This is a genomic window from Fructilactobacillus carniphilus (assembly GCF_024029675.1).
Lineage (GTDB): Bacteria > Bacillota > Bacilli > Lactobacillales > Lactobacillaceae > Fructilactobacillus > Fructilactobacillus carniphilus.
In genome coordinates, this window is record NZ_CP097121.1 from 722,104 (window position 1) to 748,004 (window position 25,901).

The 25,901-nt window shown below is 39.1% G+C and carries 21 protein-coding genes and 1 other RNA gene; 7 read left to right on the plus strand and 15 right to left on the minus strand.

Going from position 1 to position 25,901, the window contains the following annotated elements; all coding sequences use genetic code 11:
• Positions 1–31: 31 nt before the first annotated feature.
• From ssrA to M3M37_RS03795, 4 genes are all read left to right on the plus strand, one after another.
• Positions 32–401, plus strand: a transfer-messenger RNA (tmRNA) gene (ssrA, locus tag M3M37_RS03780).
• Entirely contained in the window at positions 356–2,419 is a 2,064-nt protein-coding gene (locus M3M37_RS03785) for an McrB family protein (protein ID WP_252795855.1), read from the plus strand. The genes ssrA and M3M37_RS03785 overlap by 46 nt, the downstream gene beginning before the upstream one ends.
• Complete coding sequence (locus M3M37_RS03790; RefSeq protein ID WP_252795856.1) at positions 2,403–4,079, plus strand: nuclease domain-containing protein; 1,677 nt, start codon at positions 2,403–2,405, stop codon at positions 4,077–4,079. Before M3M37_RS03785 ends, M3M37_RS03790 begins: the two co-directional genes overlap by 17 nt.
• A gap of 139 nt (positions 4,080–4,218) precedes the next feature.
• Complete coding sequence (locus tag M3M37_RS03795; protein WP_252795858.1) at positions 4,219–4,434, plus strand: hypothetical protein; 216 nt, start codon at positions 4,219–4,221, stop codon at positions 4,432–4,434.
• Positions 4,435–4,504: 70 nt separating this feature from the next.
• Here M3M37_RS03795 and M3M37_RS03800 read toward each other — a convergent pair whose 3' ends face one another.
• The 9 genes from M3M37_RS03800 to M3M37_RS03840 form a co-directional block, all read right to left on the minus strand.
• Entirely contained in the window at positions 4,505–5,263 is a 759-nt protein-coding gene (locus M3M37_RS03800; RefSeq protein ID WP_252795859.1) for an NADP-dependent (R)-specific alcohol dehydrogenase, read from the minus strand.
• A gap of 203 nt (positions 5,264–5,466) precedes the next feature.
• Positions 5,467–5,853 (minus strand): type II toxin-antitoxin system HicB family antitoxin, encoded by a 387-nt coding sequence (locus M3M37_RS03805; RefSeq protein WP_252795861.1) that lies wholly within the window; start codon positions 5,851–5,853, stop codon positions 5,467–5,469.
• Positions 5,854–5,896: 43 nt separating this feature from the next.
• Positions 5,897–6,070 (minus strand): type II toxin-antitoxin system HicA family toxin, encoded by a 174-nt coding sequence (locus tag M3M37_RS03810; RefSeq protein WP_338028735.1) that lies wholly within the window; start codon positions 6,068–6,070, stop codon positions 5,897–5,899.
• Between the two features lie 173 nt (positions 6,071–6,243).
• Positions 6,244–6,492, minus strand: coding sequence for a phosphoheptose isomerase family protein (locus tag M3M37_RS03815; protein WP_252795864.1), 249 nt, complete (start codon positions 6,490–6,492; stop codon positions 6,244–6,246).
• A complete protein-coding gene (locus tag M3M37_RS03820) occupies positions 6,468–6,788 on the minus strand; it encodes an SIS domain-containing protein (RefSeq protein WP_252795865.1) in 321 nt (106 codons plus the stop codon). Before M3M37_RS03820 ends, M3M37_RS03815 begins: the two co-directional genes overlap by 25 nt.
• Before the next feature lie 10 nt (positions 6,789–6,798).
• On the minus strand, positions 6,799–7,425 hold the full coding sequence (hxlA, locus tag M3M37_RS03825; RefSeq protein WP_252767433.1) for a 3-hexulose-6-phosphate synthase: 627 nt from the start codon (positions 7,423–7,425) through the stop codon (positions 6,799–6,801).
• A gap of 209 nt (positions 7,426–7,634) precedes the next feature.
• Positions 7,635–9,317, minus strand: a complete 1,683-nt coding sequence (gene dld, locus M3M37_RS03830; protein ID WP_252795867.1) for a D-lactate dehydrogenase — start codon at positions 9,315–9,317, stop codon at positions 7,635–7,637.
• A gap of 174 nt (positions 9,318–9,491) precedes the next feature.
• Positions 9,492–10,208 carry a gamma-glutamyl-gamma-aminobutyrate hydrolase family protein gene (locus M3M37_RS03835; RefSeq protein WP_252795868.1) on the minus strand — a complete coding sequence of 239 codons (717 nt, stop codon included), beginning with the start codon at positions 10,206–10,208 and terminating at the stop codon, positions 9,492–9,494.
• Between the two features lie 3 nt (positions 10,209–10,211).
• Positions 10,212–11,681 carry a glutamate--cysteine ligase gene (locus M3M37_RS03840; protein ID WP_252795870.1) on the minus strand — a complete coding sequence of 490 codons (1,470 nt, stop codon included), beginning with the start codon at positions 11,679–11,681 and terminating at the stop codon, positions 10,212–10,214.
• 282 nt (positions 11,682–11,963) lie between these two features.
• Here M3M37_RS03840 and M3M37_RS03845 point away from each other — a divergent pair, with 282 nt between their 5' ends.
• Positions 11,964–12,590 carry an SAP domain-containing protein gene (locus M3M37_RS03845; RefSeq protein ID WP_252795872.1) on the plus strand — a complete coding sequence of 209 codons (627 nt, stop codon included), beginning with the start codon at positions 11,964–11,966 and terminating at the stop codon, positions 12,588–12,590.
• Positions 12,591–12,604: 14 nt separating this feature from the next.
• Here M3M37_RS03845 and M3M37_RS03850 read toward each other — a convergent pair whose 3' ends face one another.
• The 4 genes from M3M37_RS03850 to M3M37_RS03865 form a co-directional block, all read right to left on the minus strand.
• A complete protein-coding gene (locus tag M3M37_RS03850) occupies positions 12,605–13,831 on the minus strand; it encodes an ArgE/DapE family deacylase (protein ID WP_252795874.1) in 1,227 nt (408 codons plus the stop codon).
• A gap of 23 nt (positions 13,832–13,854) precedes the next feature.
• The gene (locus M3M37_RS03855) at positions 13,855–14,379 is read right to left on the minus strand and encodes a GNAT family N-acetyltransferase (protein ID WP_252795876.1); all 525 of its coding nucleotides are present in this window, start codon (positions 14,377–14,379) and stop codon (positions 13,855–13,857) included.
• Positions 14,380–14,438: 59 nt separating this feature from the next.
• Entirely contained in the window at positions 14,439–15,227 is a 789-nt protein-coding gene (locus tag M3M37_RS03860; RefSeq protein ID WP_252795877.1) for a 2-keto-4-pentenoate hydratase, read from the minus strand.
• Positions 15,228–15,558: 331 nt separating this feature from the next.
• Positions 15,559–16,266, minus strand: a complete 708-nt coding sequence (locus tag M3M37_RS03865; protein WP_252795879.1) for a type 1 glutamine amidotransferase domain-containing protein — start codon at positions 16,264–16,266, stop codon at positions 15,559–15,561.
• A gap of 126 nt (positions 16,267–16,392) precedes the next feature.
• Between M3M37_RS03865 and M3M37_RS03870 the strand changes: the two genes are divergently transcribed.
• Positions 16,393–17,535: an ArgE/DapE family deacylase gene (locus M3M37_RS03870; RefSeq protein WP_252795881.1), complete on the plus strand. Its 1,143-nt coding sequence runs from the start codon at positions 16,393–16,395 to the stop codon at positions 17,533–17,535.
• A 151-nt stretch (positions 17,536–17,686) separates the two neighbouring features.
• On the opposite strand, the gene M3M37_RS03875 is transcribed toward M3M37_RS03870, so the two are convergent.
• Complete coding sequence (locus tag M3M37_RS03875; protein WP_252795883.1) at positions 17,687–23,770, minus strand: KxYKxGKxW signal peptide domain-containing protein; 6,084 nt, start codon at positions 23,768–23,770, stop codon at positions 17,687–17,689.
• Positions 23,771–24,283: 513 nt separating this feature from the next.
• The gene (locus tag M3M37_RS03880) at positions 24,284–24,994 is read right to left on the minus strand and encodes an LPXTG cell wall anchor domain-containing protein (protein ID WP_252794263.1); all 711 of its coding nucleotides are present in this window, start codon (positions 24,992–24,994) and stop codon (positions 24,284–24,286) included.
• 148 nt (positions 24,995–25,142) lie between these two features.
• Between M3M37_RS03880 and M3M37_RS03885 the strand changes: the two genes are divergently transcribed.
• A complete protein-coding gene (locus M3M37_RS03885) occupies positions 25,143–25,811 on the plus strand; it encodes an MSCRAMM family adhesin SdrC (RefSeq protein WP_252794264.1) in 669 nt (222 codons plus the stop codon).
• Positions 25,812–25,901: the final 90 nt, after the last annotated feature.

A 25,901-nucleotide genomic window follows, 5' to 3' on the forward strand; every position in this document is an offset into this window, starting at 1 on the left:
TGGATATGGTACAATGTACATTGTATCTTTCGGGGTCGTTATGGATTCGACGGGTATGGTCCGTGCTTGAACTGCACTCCGTACGACGATGCGTCAAATCGTTCAGTTTAAATTATAACTGCAAAAAATAATACCAACTCTTACGCCTTAGCTGCCTAAACACCAGCTGACGTAGATCCAGCTAACTTCGTCCATGGGTTAGTCTTGGGTCCTAAATTTAGTGGACTTACGCTTCTCTGTCTCCACCTGGGGCAGAAAGAAGAGACCAATCAGGTTAGCTTTCCATATTAGCCTCGGTTAATGGCGTGATGGAAAGTGAAATTTAAGTAATTGACCTATGAGTGTAGACGTTCAGGTGGCAGCATATTCGGACGCGGGTTCAAATCCCGCCGACTCCATTGAAGCCTGGCAGATTAAATTCTGCCAGGCTTTTTATTTTAATTTAGGAGAATCAAATATGGAAATGCGCGGAGAAAAATCTTTAAATATAACAACAATTGGTTATCTACAATCAATAGATGACGTAAGAATAGATAGAAATGATAATTCATATATATTCTTAAAATTACTTTCTATTCCTAATAGCATATACGATGAACATGAAATAGAAGAAAATGAAAAAATACAGGTCTACACAACCGCATTTAAAGAAGAACAAATTGACAATGAATTTATGGAAACATTTGCAAGAAGGAAGGAGATTTATAATTATCTAAAAAATAAGATTATTTCTTCACAACTACAAAAAAAATACTTTCAAGATGGTGCAAAAATTAGAGGTCAAAATGCGGTTATACTGGGGGAATACGATGTAGAAACAGATGATAAATATTTTGATAGAATTCCAGTTTTTTCAACTGAAAACACAAACGTTAATATTAATAATCATAAAATTTTTGAAGCAAACTTAATAGCAGGTAAATCTTTAGGTAGTTTAGCGGAACTATGGTCTGATTCTGAGAAAGATATCCCTCTTTATATAATTTGGGAAAATAAAGATGATTCTTATATATATAAAATAAAAGAGAATGAAGATACACAGCTACAAAATAATAATTTAAATACTATAAGTGTATTTCCCGAAGACATAGAAAGATCTCATATATCAGAGGAATGGATATCAAAACAATATAGAAGAAATGATTTACTATTCATGCCAAGTAATAATGGTATTGAAGATATTAAATTTATCAATGTATTTTCTAATAAATATGTAAATGAACTAAATGATCTAATGGTTAACGAAGATTATGAATCAATTTCAGAAATAAATGAAGATGAAATTACATTAACTAAAAAGCACACTGACGATAACATCCAACAAAATAGTAAAGAACTAAAATTTATAAATAGATTTAAGTCAATAACTAGAAAATCTAAATTATTTTACAGTGAAAAAGATTTAATTAATTTTCACACGTCTATGAAATCAGATGGTTTAGTAATTCTAGCTGGTTTAAGCGGAACAGGAAAATCACAATTAGTTACATGTTATGCAAATGCTTTAAATCCTAAAGAAAAATCAAATTCTAATTTAAACTTTATCTCTGTAAGACCGTTTTGGGATGATGATTCTGATTTATTGGGATATTTAGATACAGTAAATTCAATTTATCGTCCTGGAGAAAGTGGACTTTTAGATACTATAAACGAAGCATTAAAAAATCCTGATAAAATATTTATTGTGGTATTTGATGAAATGAACTTAGCTAAAGTTGAACATTATTTTTCACAATTTTTATCAATTTTAGAAAGAAATGAGGGAGAAAGAAAGTTAACTTTATATGACAAATCAATTGAACCCAGAATATTTAACTCTAACAAGTACCCTTCAAGCATGGAAATACCAAATAATATAAAATTTGTAGGAACTATAAATACTGATGAATCAACTAATGATTTCTCAGATAAAGTTCTAGATAGATCAAATATAATTACATTAGATTTGATTCCATTTTATAAAATTAAAAATATAGATACTGATGAAAGTACTGATTCTGATGATAGTCCAATAACAACTACAATTTTAAATTCAATGAAGGAAAATTCTGAATTATCTTTAGAGGATATTGACCTTCACTTTTTATGGTCATTGCATGAATTGTTATATAAAATAAACAAAAACTTAGGTATTGGTTGGAGAGTAATAAATCAAATGAATAATTATATAGCTAATATCCCGAAAAATACTGAATTAAATAAAAAAAATGCAATTGATTTACAAATTTCTCAGAGAATAATGACAAAAATAAAAGGATCTGAATCACAACTTAAAGATCTTTTAGATTTAGATTTAAATAATGAAAAAAGTATTTATCATCTTTTAGAAGCATACAAATCAATTTCTAGCTTTGAAAAAACTAAAAAAATAATAAATCAGAAAAAGAAGGAGCTAGAAGATTATGGATTCACAATTTAATGTTTATTTAAATGGTCAACCAATAATCTTTAGTAAAAACAAGAAAGATTTAAATACCAATAAAATTCTAACGTTCAAAGAGTTCCATAATTTGGAATTAATATTTAAATCATCTGTAGATGATATAAGTTTGGAAATTCCATCATTAATGGACTATCCAATCAAAAAAATCAATCAATTAGATTTTAATGACGAAATAAAAATTTATCCGAACGATACGCCAATATATCTTTACGAAAGTGAAAATCAAAGAGTTCCAATTTTACCAGGAATTTATGTAATAATCGTTAATTATCAAAAAAATAAATTTTTTGGACAATTTAAAATAGATCTTAAAGATTTAAGCGAAAATGATTGGGAAAGAATGATTGATGATATTGAAAATACTTCAATTGGGCTTGCTCAATCAAGTAATAAATCAGGAAAATACAAACCTTTTGATGAAAATAGAAACTTTATTATTAGAGAAGCAAGTAGAGAAAAATTAATTTATTATTGTAATAAAATTGAATACCTTGCTAACCAAATTGAAAAACATCCAAAATTTAAAATTCAAAAAAAGTACGATTGGATCAATAAAGGTAAAGAAAAATTTATCGACGGGAAAACATTAAAGCATTATTCTAACATGTCTACAAAAGTACTAGCCCCGTCAAGAATATCTAATTATAATATTCCTCCAAATCAATTTATTAAAAATGTTTTTAATAAATTATTACGTATCAGCATTTCAACTAAATTAGATTTGGAAAAAATAAACAAGCAAATAAAAAACGAAAAAAACAGTTCTTTAAGATCCAGAAAAATAAAAATAAGTATATCAAAAATAAGCGGTTTAATATTCGCTCTATATAATATTATTAATGGTCCAATTTTTGGAAAAGTTAATACAACTCAAGAAAAAAATATTCCAAGATCCGTTATTTTAAATCAAAGATATAATGGTTTATACAAAATACTTAACGAAATTAATAATCCTAAAGATAAATTAGATCCTGATGTTCCCTTTAAATATTATTGGAAAGATACAGCAAAATTATATGAAATATGGGTTTTCATAAAAACGTTAAAAGCCTTGAATGAATCTGGATATAAACCTAGCAGATGGATATTTGATAATGATAAAAATAATGAATTACATCAAGGAACATTGGTAAGATTTGATTCTCTTAAAGACAACATTTATTTAAATGTTGTCTATGATGAAGAACTAAAAGCAACTGAAAAGGAACTTAATTTAACACATCCATTAAAAACAGATAAATTTAATAAAAGAAGGCCTGACATAAGAATTGATATTTTCAAAAAAAGCACAAACAACTACTTAGGATCTATTATATTAGATGCGAAATATATGAAATTGCATAAGATATCAAATAAAGATAGGGTTCACAAACAACTACATTCATACGCAAATGATCCCAAAAATCCTGATCTTCTAAAAATTGACCACAGAATTAGGCCAATTGCAAATGTTGATGCAATTGCAGCCTCAGGTGAAGAATCAAAAAAAATAAATAAAGATGAATTTGAAGAAACTACATTTTCATTTTTAATACTTAATCCATCAACTGGATTTAATCAATTTAAAAAAAAGATAACTTCTCAAATTGATGCACAAGTTTCTTATATAATTAAAGAACGCCATATATATGACTAATAATTAATATAAATATCGTTTTACTTTAACTATGTTGTTTTCATTATATGTTTATCACTTCGGATTCACAAATATCACATTAGTATTTTTTACAAATGATTCTTTTTTAGTTAGACTGAAGCCTAAGGAGGTGGATGTTATGAACACAGAAAGAGTCTTGTCCGCAATTAGAGCTGTTGCTCCCACCGAACGTCCCACTTCAACTTCAAGAATTAAAGCCATTCGCCAGCAAACCGGATTATCCCGCAATGAGTTCTGGCAAGTGGCTTTAGACCTAGAAGATGTTAATCTAATTTCCCTCGAAATCGTTGATAATGAAATCAAAAATATCTTAATCCACGAATCAGTTGATTAACGATTAATCATTGAATTTAGAAATTCAAAAAGCGCACTTCATAATCTGAAGTGCGCTTTTATGTTACAAATTATTGAGCTGTGTAACCACCATCAACAACTAATTCAGTTCCAGTGGTAAACTTCGATTCATCTGAAGCAAGGTAAACGCAGGCATACGCGATATCTTCCGGTGCTCCTAGATGTCCCATCGGGGTCTTGGTTCTTTGTGACATTGCTTTTTCCAAATCGGCTGAAATCATCGGCGTCTTAATGTAGCCAGGATGAACGGAGTTAACCCGAATTCCATCGTCTTTTAAAGCACAATCTAAGGCAGACGACTTAGTCATCATTTTAACTGCACCTTTAGAAGCATTATATGCCCCTAAAATCGGATCTCCGACAATTCCTTCAATGGAAGACATGTTAATAATTGATCCCGCAATAGAATGTTTTCTCATTTGGTTAATTGCTTCTCGAAGACCATAGAAAACCCCGTTCAAATCAATTGCAAGAACCTGGTCCCATTCTTCATCAGTCGTATCAGCAATGGTCTTACCTAATCCAACCCCAGCATTATTAACCAAGGTTGTTACCGGTCCAAAGTCCTTTTCTGTTTCCGCAAAGATTTCGTTCCACTGTTTAGAATTAGAAACATCTTGTTTGAGGTACTTAGCGGAACCAGCCACCTTCGCATTAAGTTTTTCAACCGCTACTTGCCCTTCATCGTCTTTTCGACAGGTAATGGTAACTTTAGCACCCTCTTCCACAAATTGTTCTGCGACTGCATAACCAATTCCTTTACTACCACCAGTAATAATTGCTACTTTATCTTTCATTCGGTCTGCCATGAAAATCAACCTCCAGTTAATCAATATTCAAATTGGTGTAAGCGCTATCACTTATCCTGATTTAATTATAACCTATAACTAATAGATTAAACGAATAATTTTATTTAAAGTATCTTATAAAAATTAAGCACGATTTAAATAAGTAAAAATACAAAAAAGAACTCCCCAATCATTGAGGGAGTTCCTTTTGCATTTAATCACAATTATTTCACTACTTCATACAAAGCATCCGTTAAAACTCGCGAAAGATTAATGTGTTCCCGTTTGGCCTTTTCCTTTAACGCCCTTGGAATGGTCACGTTCGTCCGGACCGTTTTGGAATACCGTTTTTTAAAATCATCAATGTTAATCGCCACGTAAACTAAATTTTCATCATCTTGTAGCTTTAAATCCTTGGGATTTGATGCTTGCGGATAATCCTTTTCATCCACATCTTCTAACAAATTTCCCATTGCATCCTGAGCCATTCGAATTGCATCCTCAACGTTGTCACCTTGCGTATAACCACCATCAATGTCTGGAATGGTCACAAAAACATCATGTGCTTCTTGTTTCAAAATCACTGGGTAAACCAAAATTTTTTCTGCCATAATTTTGCCTCCAATTTTTCATTAGTAACTTGTAATAAATTGATCACCTTTTAATCCCTGATTGTTTTAAAATGGCATTTTCTAATCCTTTTCCAAGTTCCTTCGCATGTTGAGGGATGATTACAGTAACGTTACTAATAGGATTGTACATTTTTAAATGTGATGTCCCATTTTGAGATTTTTTGATAAACCCATGTTGCTCTAATAACTTAACCATCTTTTTAGGGGTAATTGGCAACTAATCCACACTCATTTCTATAGATATATTATACACATAAAATGCGTATACAAAAACAAAATTGTTCTTCCCTATTTAATTACGGAAACTTTCCTTAAATCGCCCCACAAAAAAACAGGACCAACCCATCAGTCAGTCCCGTTTCATCTCATTTATTCTAAATTAGCATGCCGCTTGCGCATGTCCGGTTCACTAACTCCGGCAAATTGCATATAAGCCAGCGTTAGTGCATCGCCAAACAACCACACGGATTGCTCGAACAAACTCCCCATCGGTTGGACAGAAGCCTGCTCTTCGCCCACTAGGTCTTTGCTCTTTCCGGGCAACAGCGTCACTTGCTGAGCTAAATCAGCTAATGGTGATTGATCCGTCGTAGTCAACAACCACACGTCAACAACCACACGTCAGCATCCGCTTGCCGCGCGGCTTTAGCAATGTTAACCGTCCCCGTCGTGGTTCCCGATGCCGAAGCAACCAGCAACAAATCACCGGCTTGAATCGCTGGGGTCGTGGTTTCACCCACCACGTAGGCCGTTTTCCCTAACTGCATCAAGCGCATCGCTAGGCCTCGCAGTGCGAGACCAGAACGGCCACCGCCGTAGACAAAGATCCGTAGTGCTTGTTGCAGCCGTTCCAACTCTGCCTTAGTGATTGTCACGTCTTGTCGGCCTAATTCTGCCAGAATCGTTTGCCACATCAGTCTGCGCCTACTTTAATTTAGCTTTGAATTCAGCAGCAGTTTTCGCAGGGTCGTCAGTTGTGGCAATTCCACCACCGACAATCAAGAGGTCCGGATCCGCAGCCTTAACTTCGTCCACGTTGTCGAGCTTAATGCCCCCAGCAATCGCCGTCTTGGTGTGTGTAACGTTTTCCTTGATCTTAGCAAAAGTAGCAAATGGCGTTTCACCCTTGGCTTGTAAATCATAACCAGTGTGAGTTCCAATGTAGTCGGCTCCCATGGCATCAATTTCACGAGCCCGTTTAGCCACATCAGTCACCCCAATCATGTCCACCAGGATTTCCTTACCAGCATCGTGAGCGGCTTTAACGGCATCCTTAATGGATTGATCTTCAGCTACCCCTAAAATAGTAGTGATGTCAGCACCGTACTTAAAGGCTTGGTCTACTTCGTAGGAAGCCACGTCCATAATCTTTAAGTCTGCCAACAAAGTGATGTCTGGAAATTGCTTTCTAATCTTAGCTAACCCTTCCAGACCAAAGTTAATTACCAATGGAGTTCCGTATTCGAAAATATCGATACTGTCCTTCGTTTTGTCGATTAATTGAATGGCGCCGTCCACATCTTCTAGGTCAATTGCGAGTTGAATTTTCATGATTAATTACCCCTTACTTATTTTTTGTATGCTGTAATACCTTATCATACTGAATTCCATCTACAAAAAGATGTGCTTACAGCGTCAATAAGAACGCAATTTATGGTGTCCTAACTTATATGTACGAGAATTATAATCATAAAAATACCCCATAAATTACATCTTTAATTTATGGGGTATTGCTTAATTGTGATTAAACCTAGAGAAATTTATTGCCAGTTTTTCTTCTTTGAAGTCAATCCAATTCCCGGGTTAAACGTGTTCGTCGGATCATTTTCTTGGTAGTGATGTACCAATGCCTCTGGAGCGTGGTACAAGTGTCCCACATTGTGTTCAGCTGGGTAAATGGCTCCCCGGGCGTCAAATAATTTTAACATTTCCTTTTTCAATTCGTGGGCATCCACGCCTGGTTTCAAAATGTAATCTTGGTGCATGACGTGGTCTAAGAAGTGACCGTAGTACATCTTGTATTGAATCTGGTCATCAATTTCCTTTGGTAAGGTTTCAAACCATTTTTCCTCATTCCGTGGTAACGCCACATCCAACGGCAAGATTTGGTTGCCCTGCTTTTGGTGAGTTTCTTGGTACCGAATTGGCACGGAAGCAGCCACGTACCGGTGAATGGCCGCCACGTTCGCTTCGTGTGGCGTACATTCAAAGTAGCTCCCCTCGTTGTCCTTAAAGAACTCATCGAGGTATTGTTTTGCTTCGGCAATCCCATCATCCGCCACCTTCAGTTGTAGATAGTGGTCATACTTGTTCCGGAACTCTTCCATTCGTTTCGGCAATTGGTTCGGGAAGAGTACGCTGGACTTTTGCAAGGTCCGGTCAATGAAGTCGGGTTTAAAGGTTGGAATATGACGTAATTTTCGCTCGGTAGCGGCACGGAAACTAAACAGGAACGGTAGCGGATTGGTTCCTAGATATTCAATCACCATCAGGGAGTCTTTTCCGTACTTCTTCGCCAGATCATAAGCATCCTTGTGCATGTATTCTCCAGAAATTGGCAGGTGATTGAACTTCGTCAGGATGTGCCGTCTTAATTTTTCTAAGACATCCGGATCGTTGGTTCCAATGTAAAAGACCTTGGTTTCCTTGGGCTTCGGATACGTATCCAACCGAACGGCAAAAGCGACTAACTTACCAGCAGAACCAGAAACTTCGTAGAGTTCCTGTGGATCTGCATTGTAACGCGTCGGTTGGTCAGAAGTGACGTTCCGCACCCGTTCCTCATAGTTCCGGTTGTGCCCCACCCGGTCTGGATCATATTGAACGTCCTTAGCAGAGTAATTGTGGTTTTCAAGATTCGTTAAAATTTCTTCCGGCGTGCTTCCCAGTTCAATGCCGAGGTGGTTAACTAACTTAAGTTGCCCGTCAGCAGTAATTTGGGCATACAGCGCTAACTCAGTATAAGCTGGTCCCCGTTGAATCAAAGCTCCACCGGAGTTGTTGTTAATTCCACCAATGACCGTGGCTCCAATGTTAGAAGACCCAATCACAGAGTGCGGATCACGATGAACCTTATCCAGATTCGTTTCTAGTTCATGCAACGTGGTTCCCGGAAAGGCAATCACCTGCTTGTTATCGTCAATCAGCTGCATGCCCTTAATCCGCATCACGTTAATCACCAGCACGTCACGGTCGTACCCACCATCAGTAGGCACAGAACCTTCCGTTAAGCCGGTATTAGCAGCCTGCATGATTACAATCAAGTCGTTTTTTTGGACCACTTGCAAAATTTTCCAGAGTTCTAATAACGAACCTGGACGAACCACGGCTAAGGCGTCTCCACGACCGGAACGATACCCTTCCCGATACTGCAGTGATTTTTCCTTCGAGGTAATCACATAGCGGTTCCCCACGATGTTTTCTAAGTCATTAATTACTGTCATTGTCCTCAATCTTCTTTCTATGTACAGTTAATTTGTAACCGTTTTCTTAACCTAAAACTATTATAATTCATCTAATTTATTTTCACAATATTAATGTAAACTTCACAAATTAAAAAGCACCTTCAATCAAAAAATGATGAAAGATGCTTAATGTTACGCTTTAATTGTCTAATTTCACAAATCAGCCCGTCGGAAAAAAGTAGTGAATAATCGTTCCTGACTGACATCCGTTTGCCATAAATCTTCGGGATGCCACTGGACGCCCAGCAACAATCCCGAATCATCTTCCACTGCTTCCGGCACCCCGTCGGCGGCTTCTGCTACCACATGAAGATTCGGAGCAATTCGGTTTAAGCCCTGATGATGCCGCGAATTAACTCCGGTTTGGGTTCCTAATGCTCGTGAAAGCTGGGTACCTGGTTCTACTTCGACCTCATGTACCTCTGCTTTCGCTAATTTACCGCGTTGCTCGTGAATCCGGGGATGACCAGGAAATTCGGTCGGCAAGTCTTGATACAAACTCCCCCCAAACGCTACGTTTAACAGTTGATAGCCACGGCAAATCCCTAGGACTGGTTTGTGCTGATTTAACGCCGCTTTAGCGACTGCAAATTCAAATTCATCGTGCAGTTCATAGCTATCAGTGGTTTCTTCCTGTGGACTCTCATTAAAAAATTCTGGATCAATGTCCTGTCCCCCAGGAATAATCACCGCATCCACCATTTTAACTAGTTCTGGAGCCATTTCTGGTTTAACCACCGGTAAAATCACCGGAATGTGCTGATGCTTGGTTACCACGTCAATAAACGTTTTGGGCAAGCAATTGGCCAATGGTTGGCAGTAAAGGTTGGGTTCCCCAAGGTTCACGTTAGCTGTAATTCCAATTCTCATTGGTCATCTTCCTTTCTCAGTTAGTCGCTGTAACAATTCTTCAAATTGCGCTTTATTACTAAGAGTATAGCTGTTTTGGTTGCATTTGACTAATAATTGCTCATCTTTTACATCAGCCTTCCAGCCATGTCGACAGCAATCACGATAACAACCTTGCCATTGTTCGGGCACATTTTTCACCTGAGCCAACTGGGGCTCCACCTGATAATCCCGTTTTAGCATCCGACCCCGCCGCAATCCATAATTCATCAAAGAGCCATGTTCCATAAAGGTAACTAGCTTCCCACTAACCGTTTGTTCCGGATTGTGAACCGCCATTTTTGCAAAGTTAAGTGCTTTATTAAGACTAATGCGTAAATCAGCTGGCGCAGCCGCTACAATTTTATCTAACCGCTGCCATAGTTGTTCTACCTGAGCATTTGCCGAAGCGGTTACTGGCGTTTCTGGATGCTGTAATGCTACTCGATCATGATAATCAGCTGCTTGGCTTAACGTCGCTTTTTCCCATTGCCGAGGATTAACCACTGCGTCCATCACTAACAGATGTAAAAAACTCAGGGTTAATTGATTAATCCCATCCTGCGAGAAAGGATTCAAATCGAAAAACCGGAACTCTAAATACTGGGCACCTACTTCTTGTAAAGCAGCAAAAGTTGGAACTCCCTTTAAGCGAATTGGTCCATGAAAATCACTTGGCGCCACCAAATCCCCAGTGGCAACATAGTGTTCTAACTGATTAACAAAGTGAGTAAAACTACTGTAATCAGGTTCAAAATTAGCATCATTATTAAACCCATACTTACTTGAGCGAAATGAACGGACCGGTTGCAAACCTCGTAAGTCAGTGGGAATGGTATCTCCCGGATTCTCACTAATTGGTGCCGCCCCAAATAAATAAGTTAATAACCATCGATACCCCAGGACCTGTTGGACAATTTGAAACAACATCTGGTTGCGAGCTTGAACTACATCAGTGAGATGGTGCTGGTTTTGATACCAACTAAGCAATGCCGTCGTGGGCGCATAATTAACGTGCACTCCACACATCAATCCATAAAAAGGACCATACTTCTCTAACATTTTTTCGAGGTATTTTTGATACCACGGTCGCGCTCGAAATCCCTGCGGTAAGTAATTTAAATCAGTTTCTCCTAATCGCGGTGGCATTGACAGTGGCCAAATTAAATCATCGTCTGGTAAGGCCTGTTGTAAAACGGCTTGTAACGTATGGAGATGATTTAAGCAGGAACGCGTAGAATGATGTGGTAATGTGACCAATTCTTCCTGACTCTCAGCAAAATCATTTTGAAAAAAGACATGCCCACGGCGTTCTCCTAAGCTAGCTGGATGCAATTGTTGCGATAAAGATTGGTGACGTGAACTAACGCGATGTTCTTCGACTTCAACGCCAAAGGTTCCTTGATACAAGTAACTTGGTAATTGCAGTGTTTGTGACGTAGTTCCAGTTTTCATAGTTTTTCCTCCTACTAAAAAAGGAGCCAATCCAAGTTGGATGGCTCCCCTTCTATTAATGAAAAGAGCCTCCCGTCAGTTTTAAAAGACGGAAGGCTCTGATTAATTAGCTAGTAAAAATAACCAAGAATCATTCACTCACCGTCGTGAAAATAATAGCTTGGTTAATAATGGCTAAGTTTTGCTTACGACGGTTCATGACAATTCCTCCTTCAATTATTTGATATAATATATTAAGTGCCAATCATCATGTCAAGTTATTTTTTAAAAGAAGGAAATCTAATGAACCAATTAACGCTCCAACAACTTGAACAACAATATTTTTACAAAACCGAACTAATGCAATTTTGTCGAGAACGCAATCTTCCCACCACTGGTACCAAGGCTGATTTATTTAATTCCTTAGTGGAGTTTTTTAACGGAAATCCGGTTCCTTCTACTATCAAACAATCTTATTCACAACCAAAATCAACTTCACCAAATTTATTATCGTTAAATACCCCACTAATTGACCCTACTTTTAAATTTAATAAAGCAACTAGAACCTTTTTGGCCACCGCTTTAAACCAAAAAGAATTTCATTTCACCAAAAAAATGGCCGCTCTACGAAGAAAAGCGCGTAAAGAACATGATTCCCGCTTAACCATACAAGACCTTTTAACTGTAAATGAATTAAGTACAGAGAAACTTCAATCCACCTCAGAAGAGCAAACTTACCAGTGGAATCATTTCGTCAAAGATTTTTGCCAGGATCCAGAAACCAATATTTTCCCCAATAAACTAGCAACCGCCGCGATCCTTTGGAAACATGTTAAACAACAACCAGGAACAAAAAAATTTTCAGCAGACTTACTACAACGTTTTTCGGCTGAACTACGACCATTACAGCACCCAAAAAGCGACCGTTAAACAACGGTCGCTTTTTACTTTAAGTACTCTGCAAATAATTTTTCATAAATTTCAATGAAGTCAAACCACATTTGTTCCGAGGCAGCTTCATTAGTTTGGTGCATCTTCAGTGGATTTCCAGGACCAAAGACGGCGTAATTAGCGCCTTCCAACTTATCACGTAACAATTCCGAAGCGTCGGTTCCACCAGCCGCACTCAACACGGCTAGCTTGTCAGTCGCAAAGGGATTAAATCCCTGCTTTTCCAACATTTCAGCTCCTTGTTGCTGTTCATCTGCCGAATATTGCATCGACTGCATGTATGGCGTGGCAATTTTCACAATCTCCCGGATTAAGCGGGAGTCGGGGTTAGCAACCACCGGCGGAATGTTCATCAGTAACTTAACCTGGATTTCACCCTCGTGGTTTGCGTTAAATTCATCTAACGTTTCGTTAAAATCTGCAATCACGGCTTCATTATTATATTCCGGGACAATCCGAGTATTAATTTGAGCTTCAGCTTTAGCAGGAATCGCATTAATCTGGATTCCCCCTTGGAAAATATCAACTGTAAACGTGGTCTTCCCCAACACAGAATCAGGACGTTGTTCCGCTTTTTGTTCAATCTTGGTCTTAACCGCTTCTAAAAAGTCCATCAGGTTTTGAATGGCGTTAATCCCAAAGTTAGGCCGCGAACTGTGCGCTGCTTTGCCGACGGAAGTGACGACAAAATCAACTTCTCCCTTGTTCGCATACACCGTCCGATAACCCGTTGGTTCCGCAATTAGCAACGTATCAACGTCCTGCATTACCCCTTCCGCGTGCAAGGCACGGGAACCCCGCATATCGCTTTCTTCTCCAGCAGTTAAAACGAGGCGAAGGGTTCCGTTTAAAGGCACCTGGCGGTCGTGGAGTTCAATCATGGCAATTACTAAAGCAGCCACCCCACCCTTCATGTCGGTGACTCCGCTTCCGTAAAACTGACCATCTTTTTGCACCAGTTCAAACGGATTCGTGTCCCAATCAGCTTCATCAACGGCTACCGTATCTAGGTGTCCACTCACGGTAAAAACGGGCTTTTGGCCCGTGCCAATTTCTGCAATTAAGTTCGCCTGTTGGTGGCCTAAATCATGGATTTCACTTTTAATTCCGTGTTCTGCCAATAAATCCCGAATGTACTCAGCGGCCGCGAGTTCGTTGCCACCAATTGTTTTAAACCCAACTAACTGCCGTAAGACTGCTAGTTTTTCCTGTTGTTCCATTTTTATCCACCTAACTTTACAACTTATTTTAATTTTTTAACGAAGACTAAATCGGTTTGCGGGTCATCACCAAGTTCAAAGGTATGGGTAGTTTCTTGATGAAAGCCGATTTCTTGGTAAAAAGCCTTAGCCTTTTCATTTTCACTCCATACCCCTAACCACATATAATCTTCATCCCGATTGACTGCGGTCTCTTCAGCAAAAGTCAAAAGTTTCGTCCCTAACCCCTGCCGTTTAAAGGCGGGCAGAACGTAGAGTTTTTCAATTTCCAGTGACTTCCCCTGATAAGTTTCGGTTTGCGCTTCGTCAAAATTTAGCTTCATATAACCTCCAATTTTACCATTCACCAAAATAAAGTAAAAGGCACAATTGGGTTGTTGCAGCTGCTTTTTAACTTGCTCCAAGGAGTAATTTTGCTCCAAATAATCCGCAATGTTATGGTCAGCAGACGTCCCCCGATAAGTATCCCAAAAGGTTTTCACAATCATTTGGTGTAAATTCCGGACCGTCTGTTTACTATTCGTTAAATGTTTAATTTCAGTTGTCATGTGAACTCCAATATTAATTTATTTCGTGAAAAAAGCCCTTCCCTAGAGAAGGGCCCTTTTTACTTGACGTCAAATTCAACCGAACCGAGTTGGTGATCAAAATCAGCCCGCCAGTGACCCTTTGTTAATGGAACAGGAAGTAAAAACGTTCCAGTCGAAACGTGTTCACCAGCGCGTAATTGTTGACCACGACTAGCTAATTTTTGCACCAACCATCGTAAGGATTTAACTGGATTTCCGAGTACTTCACTAGAAGTTCCTGTAGCCACCTGTTCCTGATCATGGAAGAGCTTGGTGTTAACCTCAGCTAGCTCTGCTAGTTGGAAATTAGTCCCAGGCATCTCCTTTCCGTATACTACGGCACCGCCAACGGCTGCATCTGCAATCACAAGATGTTTAGGTAATTTAGGGAACCAATCACGAAAGCGGCAGTCTGGAATTTCCACCGCCGGAGCAATCGTCGTTCTCTCCAGTAAGTCTTCTAAGTCGTCCTGAACGCTCAAGTCTGCTTGTGCAGTAAAGACCAGTTCCACCTCAACTAACGGAGCTAAAAACAAACTAGCCGGTAGCTGAGCACCGGAACGAAAGAAGCGTTCGTCTAACTGGGCACCGTATAATGGTTCCGTAGCGTCAAACATCGACTGCGTTTCCGCGCTAGTCAAACTAATCTTGTAACCGCCTCTTTTATGCTGTTTGAGCTTCATGAGCCGGTCTTGAACCTGATAGGCCTGTTCGTCAGAAAAAGTAGGAAAATCAGCCATTTCTAACGGCTCTTGGTCGGCGTAGGCTTGGTACAGAATTTGAGCCAGCACCTCTACTTGATCTGCATTTGCTACTTGGTCAGTCATCTTAACACTTCCTTTTCCTTTAAATTAAATCCAACCCAATGTTCGATTTTTGTCAGTATAGCGCATTGAGAAAAGAAGTCAAATGATTTTTTAAACTATCATTAGGAAACGTGATAAAGTTATTGTTCGGATATTATCTTAATTTGTTCCACAAAAAAAGGACTCACCGCAAAAGATAAGTCCTTTGAAAAGTCACTTGGCAAATAAGCACGTTTTTAGTTGGTCTAATGACTATTATTTAAAGTAATTGAAGCTCTAATTAAGGAATCCCAATTTAGTGCTAATTTGGCAATGAGTGCTTCTTGTGTAGGCACGGAAAGAACATTATTTATTAGTTTGAACCCGCTACATCAGCAGTCAAATTCTTTAAGAGCTGTTCAGCCACTGCTTTAGGTGATTCTGGATTTTGACCTGTAATCAGCTGTTTATCTTGTACTACAAAACTCTTAAACGGACGTTCCTTCACAAATTCAGCGCCATGACTAGTCGCCACTTTCTCGTTTAAAAATGGCACCCGCTTCGAATTCCCACTCAGTAACTCTTCACTGGTGGTAAACCCAGTTACCTTTTTGCCGTCAATCAGGTAGTTGCCGTTGTCCAATTTTACGTTTAACAAGCCGGCAATTCCATGACAAACTGAACACAAATAGCCCCCATTTTCATAAATAGCTACCGTTAATTTCTGCAAATCCTGGTTATCCGGAAAATCAAACATAACTCCATGACCCCCGGTAAAGTAAATTGCGTCGTAGTCTTCCGGACTAATCTGGGCGGGAGTTAACGTTTGAGCTAATCCTCGAACCTGGTAGTCATGCTTTAGATAAGTTTTTAAAGTAACTTCATCAACGTATGTATCTTTCATGCTCCGTGGATCCAATGGGACATACCCACCGTTGGGACTTACATAGTCAATGTCAAACCCGGCTTGCTCCATCACAGAAACAAACTCAGCCGACTCCCCTAGCCATAGTCCAGTTAAATGGGTAGTTCCCGCAAAGTTAGCAACGTTGGTTTCTACAACTAAAATTTTCTGATTCATGATAATCCTCCTTTTTGTTCATTACTATTTTAAATCAAATTCTAGCAATTACTGCTAAAATCAACTTGGATAATTGACTTTTCTTGTTTTTCCGCTATCCTAAGAAAAAACGAAAGGGAGATCACTATGAATTCAAAAGAACGGATCAAACTGCTCTCAGATTTAGTTGCAATTCAATCTGTCAACAATCACGAAGCTGAGGTAGCGGAGTACCTTAAAATGGTCTTTCGACGTCATCAAATTCCGGCTCAAATCATCAACTACCAGCCAGGACGGGCGAATCTTGTCGTTGAAATTGGCCATGGTCACCCGATTACCGTTTTTAGTGGCCACGCCGACGTGGTTGATCCTGGCGGAGATTGGAGCACTCCTCCCTTTGTCTTGACTGAAAAGAACAGAAAGTTATACGGCCGGGGGGCGTGTGATATGAAGAGTGCCCTCGCTGCCATGGTAATTGCCATGTTGGATTTGCATGAACAAGCAGATCCATTCCCAGGAACAGTTCGCTTCTTACTGACGGTAGGCGAAGAAGTTGGAGAATACGGGGCTGAACAATTAACCAATGAAGGATACATGAAAGACGTAGATGCACTCATCATTGGCGAACCAACTGGTTATGAAATTTGTTACGCTCACAAGGGCTCTCTCGATGTACAAATTACGGCAATGGGAACAATCGCACACAGTTCGATGCCACAACTTGGTAATAATGCGCTGCAAAACTTACTTGATTTAATTGAAGTAATCAATCATCAGATTCAAACTGTCTCCGCAACAGATCCCGCTATGGGTGACTTCTTATTTAACTTCACTGTCCTAAACGGTGGCACCCAGGTTAACTCCATTCCAGGAACGGCGGGCGTTTCTCTAAATGCCCGCACCATTGATGAATTTGATAATGCAGCCGTGTTAAATATTCTGCGTACTGCCATTGCTCAATTAGAACAACAAGATTCGAAGTACAACTTTGATCTGAACGTTTTAATGGACCTCCCTCCGGTAGACGGACACGCTGAAAACCAATTGGTGCAACGAGGACAGGAAGTCGGTCAAGCAGTGACTGGTCAGACTATCACCACTTTTGGCGGAACTTACACAACCGACGCGGCCAAGTTCTTGGTCAATAAATCGCAGGACTTCCCCTTTATGATTTTTGGGCCCGGAAATCAATCTCTGCACAGTTCTAACGAATACATTGAAAAATCAATGTACTTTAACTTTGTAGACATTTATAAAAAATTAATGATCAATAACGGAATTACTCATTAAAATACGAAACCAATCTCTTTTCCAGCTTAGGAAAGGAGATTTTTTTGTGCACAAAAAAAGGATTCACCCTGCTTAAATTACTCAGGATAAATCCTTTCAAAACGATTTAATTACGAGAGGTAATTAATGAACGTTTTTACTAATCATTTAACTATTCTTTGTCGTCCTTGCGTCGCTTGAAACCAAGACCTGCAAGAATCATCAACAAACCAAGGACCGTCGTCGGTTGTGAGGCGTCACCAGTTTGTGGTAATGCTTGTTGTTTGGTTTGCTTGTTCTTGTTCTGAGCGTTCATATTAGCGGCGTTAGCAGAACTTAAATTAGCATTTGAAGCGGACGTAGACAATGAAGTTCCAGTCGTTGATGTTGAAGCAGTAGTACTCAAGGAAGCTTTGTTCGAAGCAAATTGACTTGAACGATTAGACAAAGAAGTGCTCAAGGAACTACCACTAGCATTGGCACTTGCTGAAACAGATGTGCTTAACAAGTTTTCGTTTGAAGCGATTTGGCTTCCACGGTCTGATAACGATTCCCTCGTTGCTTTAGAAGCCGTTGAAGATGAAGCACTTTCACTAGCTGACGTTGACCCTAACGTGGATAAAGAGTCAGTGGTACTCAAGGAGCTAATTTCTGATTGTAACTTCGAAATTGATTCAACTGCCGAACCAGATAACGAAGCGCTCTTAGAAGCAGATAATGATACTGAATCGCTACTAGATACGGAAGCGGTGTGCGATGCAATCCCAGATTCTAATTCTGACGATGATCTGCTTTCAGAATCGCTCACAGAAGTTGACGTAGAATCAACCAATGAAGTTGATACTGATCCATTTTCAGAAGCAACTACAGAGCTTGACTTAGAAGCCGAGTTGCTCCCAGATACGGAAGCAGAGTGGGAAGTAATCCCAGAAGTAATCGTGGATTCAGAAGCGCTTTGCGAACCGCTAGCTGATGATTGAGCGGACTTAATTGTCGAATTAAGTTCACTTAGCGAAATAGAAGCTTTTATAGAATCAATTCGTGAGTTCAATTCACTACCATACTTAGATACTGAAGCAGATCCAGATGCGTAATTAGATCCTAATGCGGAAGCATTGGCACTAGTACTCATTGATTCTGAATGCGATGCAATCCCAGAAGTAATTGTAGATTCAAATTCACTTTCGGAGTCACTAATTGACTTCTCGGCTGAATCAATTGCGGTAGATTCAGATGCACTGGCACTCATTGATTCTGAATGCGATGCAATCCCGGAGGTAATCGTGGATTCAGAAGCGCTCTCTGAATCACTAATTGAATTTTGAGCGGACTTAATTGTCGAATTAAGTTCACTTAATGAAATAGAAGCTTTTATAGAATCAATTCGTGAGTTAAGTTCACTACCGTACTTGGATAATGAAGCTGAACCTGATGCGTAATTAGATCCTAATGCGGAAGCATTGGCACTAGTACTCATTGATGCTGAGTGCGATGCAATCCCAGAAGTGATTATGGATTCGAATGCATTTTCGGAGTCACTAATTAACTTCTCGACTGAATCAATTGCGGTAGATTCGGATACACTGGCACTCATTGATGCTGAATGCGATGCAATCCCGGAGGTAATCGTGGATTCAGAAGCAATCTCTGAATCACTAATTGAATTTTGAGCGGACTTAATCGTCGAATTAAGTTCACTTTGTGAAATAGAAGCTTTTATAGAATCAATCCGTGAGTTCAGTTCACTACCGTACTTGGATACTGAAGCTGAACCTGATGCGTAATTAGATCCTAATGCGGAAGCATTGGCACTAGTACTCATTGATTCTGAATGCGATGCAATCCCAGAAGTAATTGTAGATTCAAATTCACTTTCAGAATCACTAATTAACTTCTCAACTGAATCAATTGCGGTAGATTCAGATGCACTGGCACTCATTGATTCTGAATGGGAAGCAATCCCGGAAGTAATTGTAGATTCAAATTCACTTTCGGAGTCACTAATTGACTTCTCGGCTGAATCAATTGCGGTAGATTCAGATGCACTGGCACTCATTGATTCTGAATGCGATGCAATCCCGGAGGTAATCGTGGATTCAGAAGCGCTCTCTGAATCACTAATTGAATTTTGAGCGGACTTAATTGTCGAATTAAGTTCACTTAGTGAAATAGAAGCTTTTATAGAATCAATTCGTGAGTTCAGTTCACTACCGTACTTAGATACTGAAGCTGAACCTGATGCGTAATTAGATCCTAATGCCGAATCATTGGCACTAGTACTCATTGATGCTGAGTGCGATGCAATCCCAGAAGTGATTACGGATTCGAATGCACTTTCAGAATCACTAATTAACTTCTCGACTGAATCAATTGCGGTAGATTCGGATACACTGGCACTCATTGATTCTGAATGTGATGCAATCCCGGAGGTAATCGTGGATTCAGAAGCGCTTTGCGAACCACTAATTGAATTTTGAGCGGATTTAATTGTTGAATTAAGTTCACTTTGTGAAATAGAGGCTTTTATAGAATCAATCCGTGAGTTCAGTTCACTACCGTACTTGGATACTGAAGCTGAACCTGACTGGTAGGTTGATTCTGATTCTGATGACGCTTCTGAAAGTGATGCGTCTGATTGACTCTTAGCCGATTCAGATACCATCTTCGATGTCGATTCACTGTCTGATAACGACTTCGTTGAAGTACTTTCTGAAGCTAACTTCGATGTCGATTCACTGTCTGACAACGACTTCGTTGAAGTACTTTCTGAAGCTAACTTCGATGTTGATTCACTGTCTGACAACGACTTCGTTGAAGTACTTTCTGAAGCTAACTTCGATGTCGATTCACTGTCTGACAACGACTTCGTTGAAGTACTTTCTGAAGCTAACTTCGATGTTGATTCACTGTCTGACAACGACTTCGTTGAAGTACTTTCAGATTCCATCTTCGACGTTGATTCACTATCCGATAATGACTTCGTTGAAGTACTTTCTGAAGCTAACTTCGATGTCGATTCACTGTCTGACAATGACTTCGTTGAAGTACTTTCAGATTCCATCTTAGACGTTGATTCACTATCCGATAACGACTTAGTCGAAGTACTTTCAGACGCTAACTTCGATGTTGATTCTGATTCACTCTTAATTGAGTTACTCTTTGAAATACTGTCAAAATTAGACTTCGAAGTTGATTGCGTAGCTGACGCCGTCGTTGAATCAATCAGACTTTGAGAAACAGACTTCGAACTGCTTACACTAGCTACTTCTGAGTTGGAATCGCTAAGACTAGCTTTTGAATTAGAAATACTTGCTGATGTAGAAACACTGTCATGTTTCGACTTACTAGTGGAGGCCGATTCAGAGAAGCTCTTAGAAGAACTTAATGAATTGGAATCAGAGTCTGATTGCCGAGTTGAAGTTGAAGTACTCCGTGAAGCAGATCCACGGTCATCAGTAGTTTCGCTTGATTCACTTGCCATTGATTTCGACTCAGAGGAAGAAATGATACTTTGAATCGAAGTACTCTTCGATGCTGAAGTTGAGTAACTTGCTTCAGTTGAAGCAGATGCTGATGCACTAGCAGATTGGTTACTGTTTCGTTCAGAGACTGACGTACTAATCGATTCAGAGGTGCTCTTTTCAGCTGATTGACTGTCAAATGCTGAAGTAGAAGCACTCTTGGATACTGAATCAGGATTGTAGCTAGGATTGTTTGATAATGAAGTTGAAGCAGATGCTGATTGACTCTTTGCAGTAGAATCACTTGCAGAAGTAGACTTAGCAGCTGAATTAGACTTAGAATTCAAACTTTCCTGAGAAGTCATACTAGTTGATTCAGATTTAGACGTACTTGCATTAGCACTCAGTGAACTGTAGTAACTTTGCAAACTATCGACAATTGAGTTCTTGTAAATCTGAGATTCTGCTTCCGAACGATCCTGAAGTTGCACGGAAGTTGACTTCGAAGTCAATTGACTCGCATCATTCATTGAATCAGCAGTTTTCTGGCTATCTGCAGCTAATTTACTGTCAATTAAAGAAATCGAAGCGGACATCGATTCAGAAACTTTTGCAGAAGCAGACATTGATGCGGGTGCATCAGCAACAGATTGTGATGCGGATTGAGAATTCAACGTAGAACGAACTAGAGATAACGAATCTACGGCACTAGCTCTATTAAAAGGATGGGTAATTCCATTCGGTAAATTAGCATCTTCAGAGCTTTGAACTGATCCACTAGTTTGAATTGAAGTAAATTTACTATTGTAAATGCTCGTAGAGAAACTGTTACTTAAACTAGATTGCTCAGCTTGAGCAGAAGTTTGTGATTGCAAACTATAAGAAGCACTTTGTGAGTATGAACCAGAGTTATATTCATCTGCGGAGTTCATAGATGAACTAACCGAATTGAGTTGTGAACTAAGTTCATTTGACAATGAAATTGAAGCACTTTGACTTGCGTTTGAGTCCAGTCCTGATTGGTTAGCTGCAACTGCTGAATCTACAACACTTTGTGCATTAAGAGACGTGTGTTCAGCACTAAAACTGGTAGCTTCAGAAGTGCTGTGGAAATTACTCAAACTCAATGAGATTGAATCTGATTGAGAAGTACTCAATGATCTTAATTGAGAGTCATTGTAAGAACCAGAAATCGAACCCCAACTATTAGACATACTGTCTGATAAAGTCGTGTTCATTGATTTTTCTAGACTAACTGAAGCTGAAGTTGATTGTGATGGAAGGTTTTCAATAACTGGAACTGCTTGAATCTTAGAGAAAGTTTCAGCGTTAGTAGATGAAATAGCAGCATTATAAACGTTAACAGCTGCATTAATTGCAGCATTCAATGCTTCAGTTGCATAGTGATCACCGAAATGTTCGATAACATAATTTTCAAAGTATTGTGCAACTTTGTTAATGAAATCCTTAGACTGAACTCCAGCTTGGATGTACATTTCATCTCCAGCTTGAAGTCCATAATCATGTGGGTTTACGTTAACTGAAATACTACTTCTAGAATTGTTAGTTACGTAAGGCTTCTGGTTAACTTTATCCCATTGACCTGTAACTGGGTTCCAAATGTAAAGAGTAGTTTCTTGGTCATTACCAAGCGTTAACCAACCTTTACTGGTATCAATTTTAATGGAACCGGAGTTACCATCGTAAATATAATGGTTTCCGTTAACAACGCCATCTACGTTAGGAGCAAGCCCTAACTCATTAAGAGTAGGAATATGCGTATGAAGTGCAGCATTAGCATCATCAATCGCCTTGTTAATACTATTAATAAAGACATTCGTATTGCTATCTTCACCAGCCGGCTTGTTAGGAATCTTCATTCCTGGTTGACCAGCATTATTGTTGGCAGCCAAGACCAGCTTGTCACTGTTAACCCTTGATTCACTGTTACTAGTTGAAGCAGCAACCGAATCATTAGTGGAAATGCTCAATGACTTGTCATTTGAAAGTGAGTTGTCTGATGCTTCTTGTACTAATGCAGATTCACTAACCTTTTGACTTTCACTAAAACTTTGTGAAGTCGAAGCGGAACTCGGTTCTTCACTCTTTTGACTTTCATAACCCAAAATGCTGTTTGTCGAATCAGTCAAGCTATCTTCTGAATTAGAAGTTGATTGAATGATTGATTCACTAGCAATAGAGTTATTAAGGTCTTTAGCAGCTGCATTAGAATCACTAGTTGAAACTTTTGCGTTAGTTACGGTATTACTATCAGCTTGTGATGTACTAGTATTTGTTGTGGACTTAGCGTTGGAATTCTCTGCTGATGCACTGCTAATACTCTTCTGTGAATCTTGGTGGTTAGAGTTTGATTCTGTACTTTGTGAACTACTAGAACTGGTTAATGAACTGTTATTAGTTGTATTCAGTGTAGTTGATTCACTGCTTGAATTACTAACAGTGGACTTACCCTGCTCGCTCTTAGAAATTGAATTACTTTCGCTTTCAGACGATGAAGTCGACTGAGAGGCTTCGGAATTCAAGTTAGAGTGAGCAGGGACCGTAGCAGATTGTTGATTAACAAGAAGTTGGTCGTCGTTATCAACCTCTCGCTTTAGCTGTTGGGTAGAGTCTGCCATTGTAACTGGAGCACCCAGCAAGATACTAGCTACCATCCCTGAAACAGTAGCAGTTCCTGCAACTAACCATTGCTTACCGGCTTTATACATCCGATACCTTGTTCTTTTGTTGGTATCGAAAAGTGATTCAAAACGGCGTTGGTTAAATTTCTTCATTCTCCCTACTCTGCCTTTCCTATAAAATATTGGATACCATGGACTCTAAAAAAAGTCATAATACAGAAATAATTACCGTAAAAATCGGATAACAATTTCTATCTAATTCTCTTCTAAAAATCCATTTGTGTACAGATTATCACACTAAAAAAATGTTTTATCAACACAAAGGCTTCACTTTTTCACATGAATATAATGTTATAAAATATAACATGCCAATTTTATGGTTGGGTATGTGATTGGTATGAAGTTAGGGATGTCAGAAGATTAAAATCTTTAATATTTTGGTACATAAAACGCATTGAAAAGTCAATAATCCTTAAAATATATAAAAAAATAAGCCTTACTGACTAATTAAAGTCAGTGAGGCTTATTTGATCTTTTCATAGTAAAGAGGCGTATCCCAACTACGGTTATTTACCATAACATCAAAATAAATTTTACCCAATTATGTTAACTTGCATTGAAAGTCACATGGTAACAAATAAAATTATCTAAACTTGCTGTTCTACCCTATTTCTTACTACGTTTACGACGCTTAATCCCCAATCCGGCCAAAGCCATGATTGCAAATCCAGCAACTACCAGGCTCTTGGTGGTATCACCTGTTTGTGGTAACACCTGCTGTTTAGCCTTGTGCTCACTCTGAGTAACAAAGTTTGTGGCACTGGCTACAGAACTAGAATTACTCATCGAAGCCGAGTTGGAATTCACAGCTGAAGTTAAGCTACCCGCACTAGTTTCAGTCATTGAATTAGAAGTTAATTGACTTGTAGTGGTACTTGCAGACCGACTTTCCAAAGATGACAAACTCATCGAGTTACTTTCAACGTCAACCATCGATTTACTATCACTCGTTGAAATTAACACTGAGGAAGATTGACTGATAGATGTCGAAAGACTAGCTGAAGTACTGCCAGAGTTTGAATGACGATCAGCAGTTGATTGTGATACATCCCTAGATGTTAAATCACTTGCTGAATCCGATTGAGAAATCGAAGCGCTCAGCGAAGTTGATTCAGAAACTGACTTACTTATTGAATTACTCAACGAAGCAACCGCACTATCTGATTCAGAAGAACTGTTTGAAGTACTTACTGAAGTAGACGCACTCATCGAACTACTTTCAGCATCAACCATCGAATCAACGACACTTGTCGAGGTTGAAAAACTCATGGAGCCACTCAACGAAGTCGATGTTGATTGACTGACAGCGTTAGACATTGCTCCAGAGAGACTGTCAGCTGCCGAGGCACTGATTGACATGCTCTGTGAAGTTAAATTCGAAATCGAATTACTTATGGATTCAAAGATTGATTGAACCTCTGACGTCGAAGCTGATGCAGAAGCACTTGCTGATTTGGAAGCGCTAATGGAGTTGCTTTCAGAAACCAATTCCGAAAGTGATTCGCTAGCAGAAGCTGATAAGGACTTACTTGTGGAGTCACTCATTGAAACAGCAGTACTATCACTCATTGAAACAGCAGTACTATCACTCATCGAACTGGACTTACTATTAGAAGATGATGCAGATGTCGACAAACTGGCTGAGCCTGATTGCGAAATTGAAGTGCTCATCGAATCCCCTATTGACGTTGAAGTAGAACTACTTTCTGAAGTTGAAGTACTTTCGGAGTCGGAAATACTCATCGAGTCGTTGATGGACGTCGATGTGGACTGGCTATCTAAGATAGATTCTAATTTTGAAGTGCTTTCGGATACCGATGTACTAGTTGATGACGACTGTGAACCTGAGATGCTCATTGAGTCGCTAACAGACACTGAGGCACTTAACGATTCTGCTTTCCTCATTGAGTCATCTTCAGAAATCAACTTCGACATTGATTCACTAATGGAGTCGGATAACGACTTGCTAGTTGAACCACTAATAGAAGTTGATTCACTTGCTGAAGTTAATCCCGAATTGCGATCAGAAACGGACATTGATTCAGAATCGCTGTCCGATACCGAGACACTCGTTGATACTGACTGCGAGTCTGAAGTACTGGTCGAATCAACCAGTGACGTTGAAACCGATTGACTTCCAGATGTTGAAATTGATGTAATCACAGACGTAAGCTTCGAACTCAGTTCACTACCATGGACCGAAACAGACGTACTTGCAGACGCA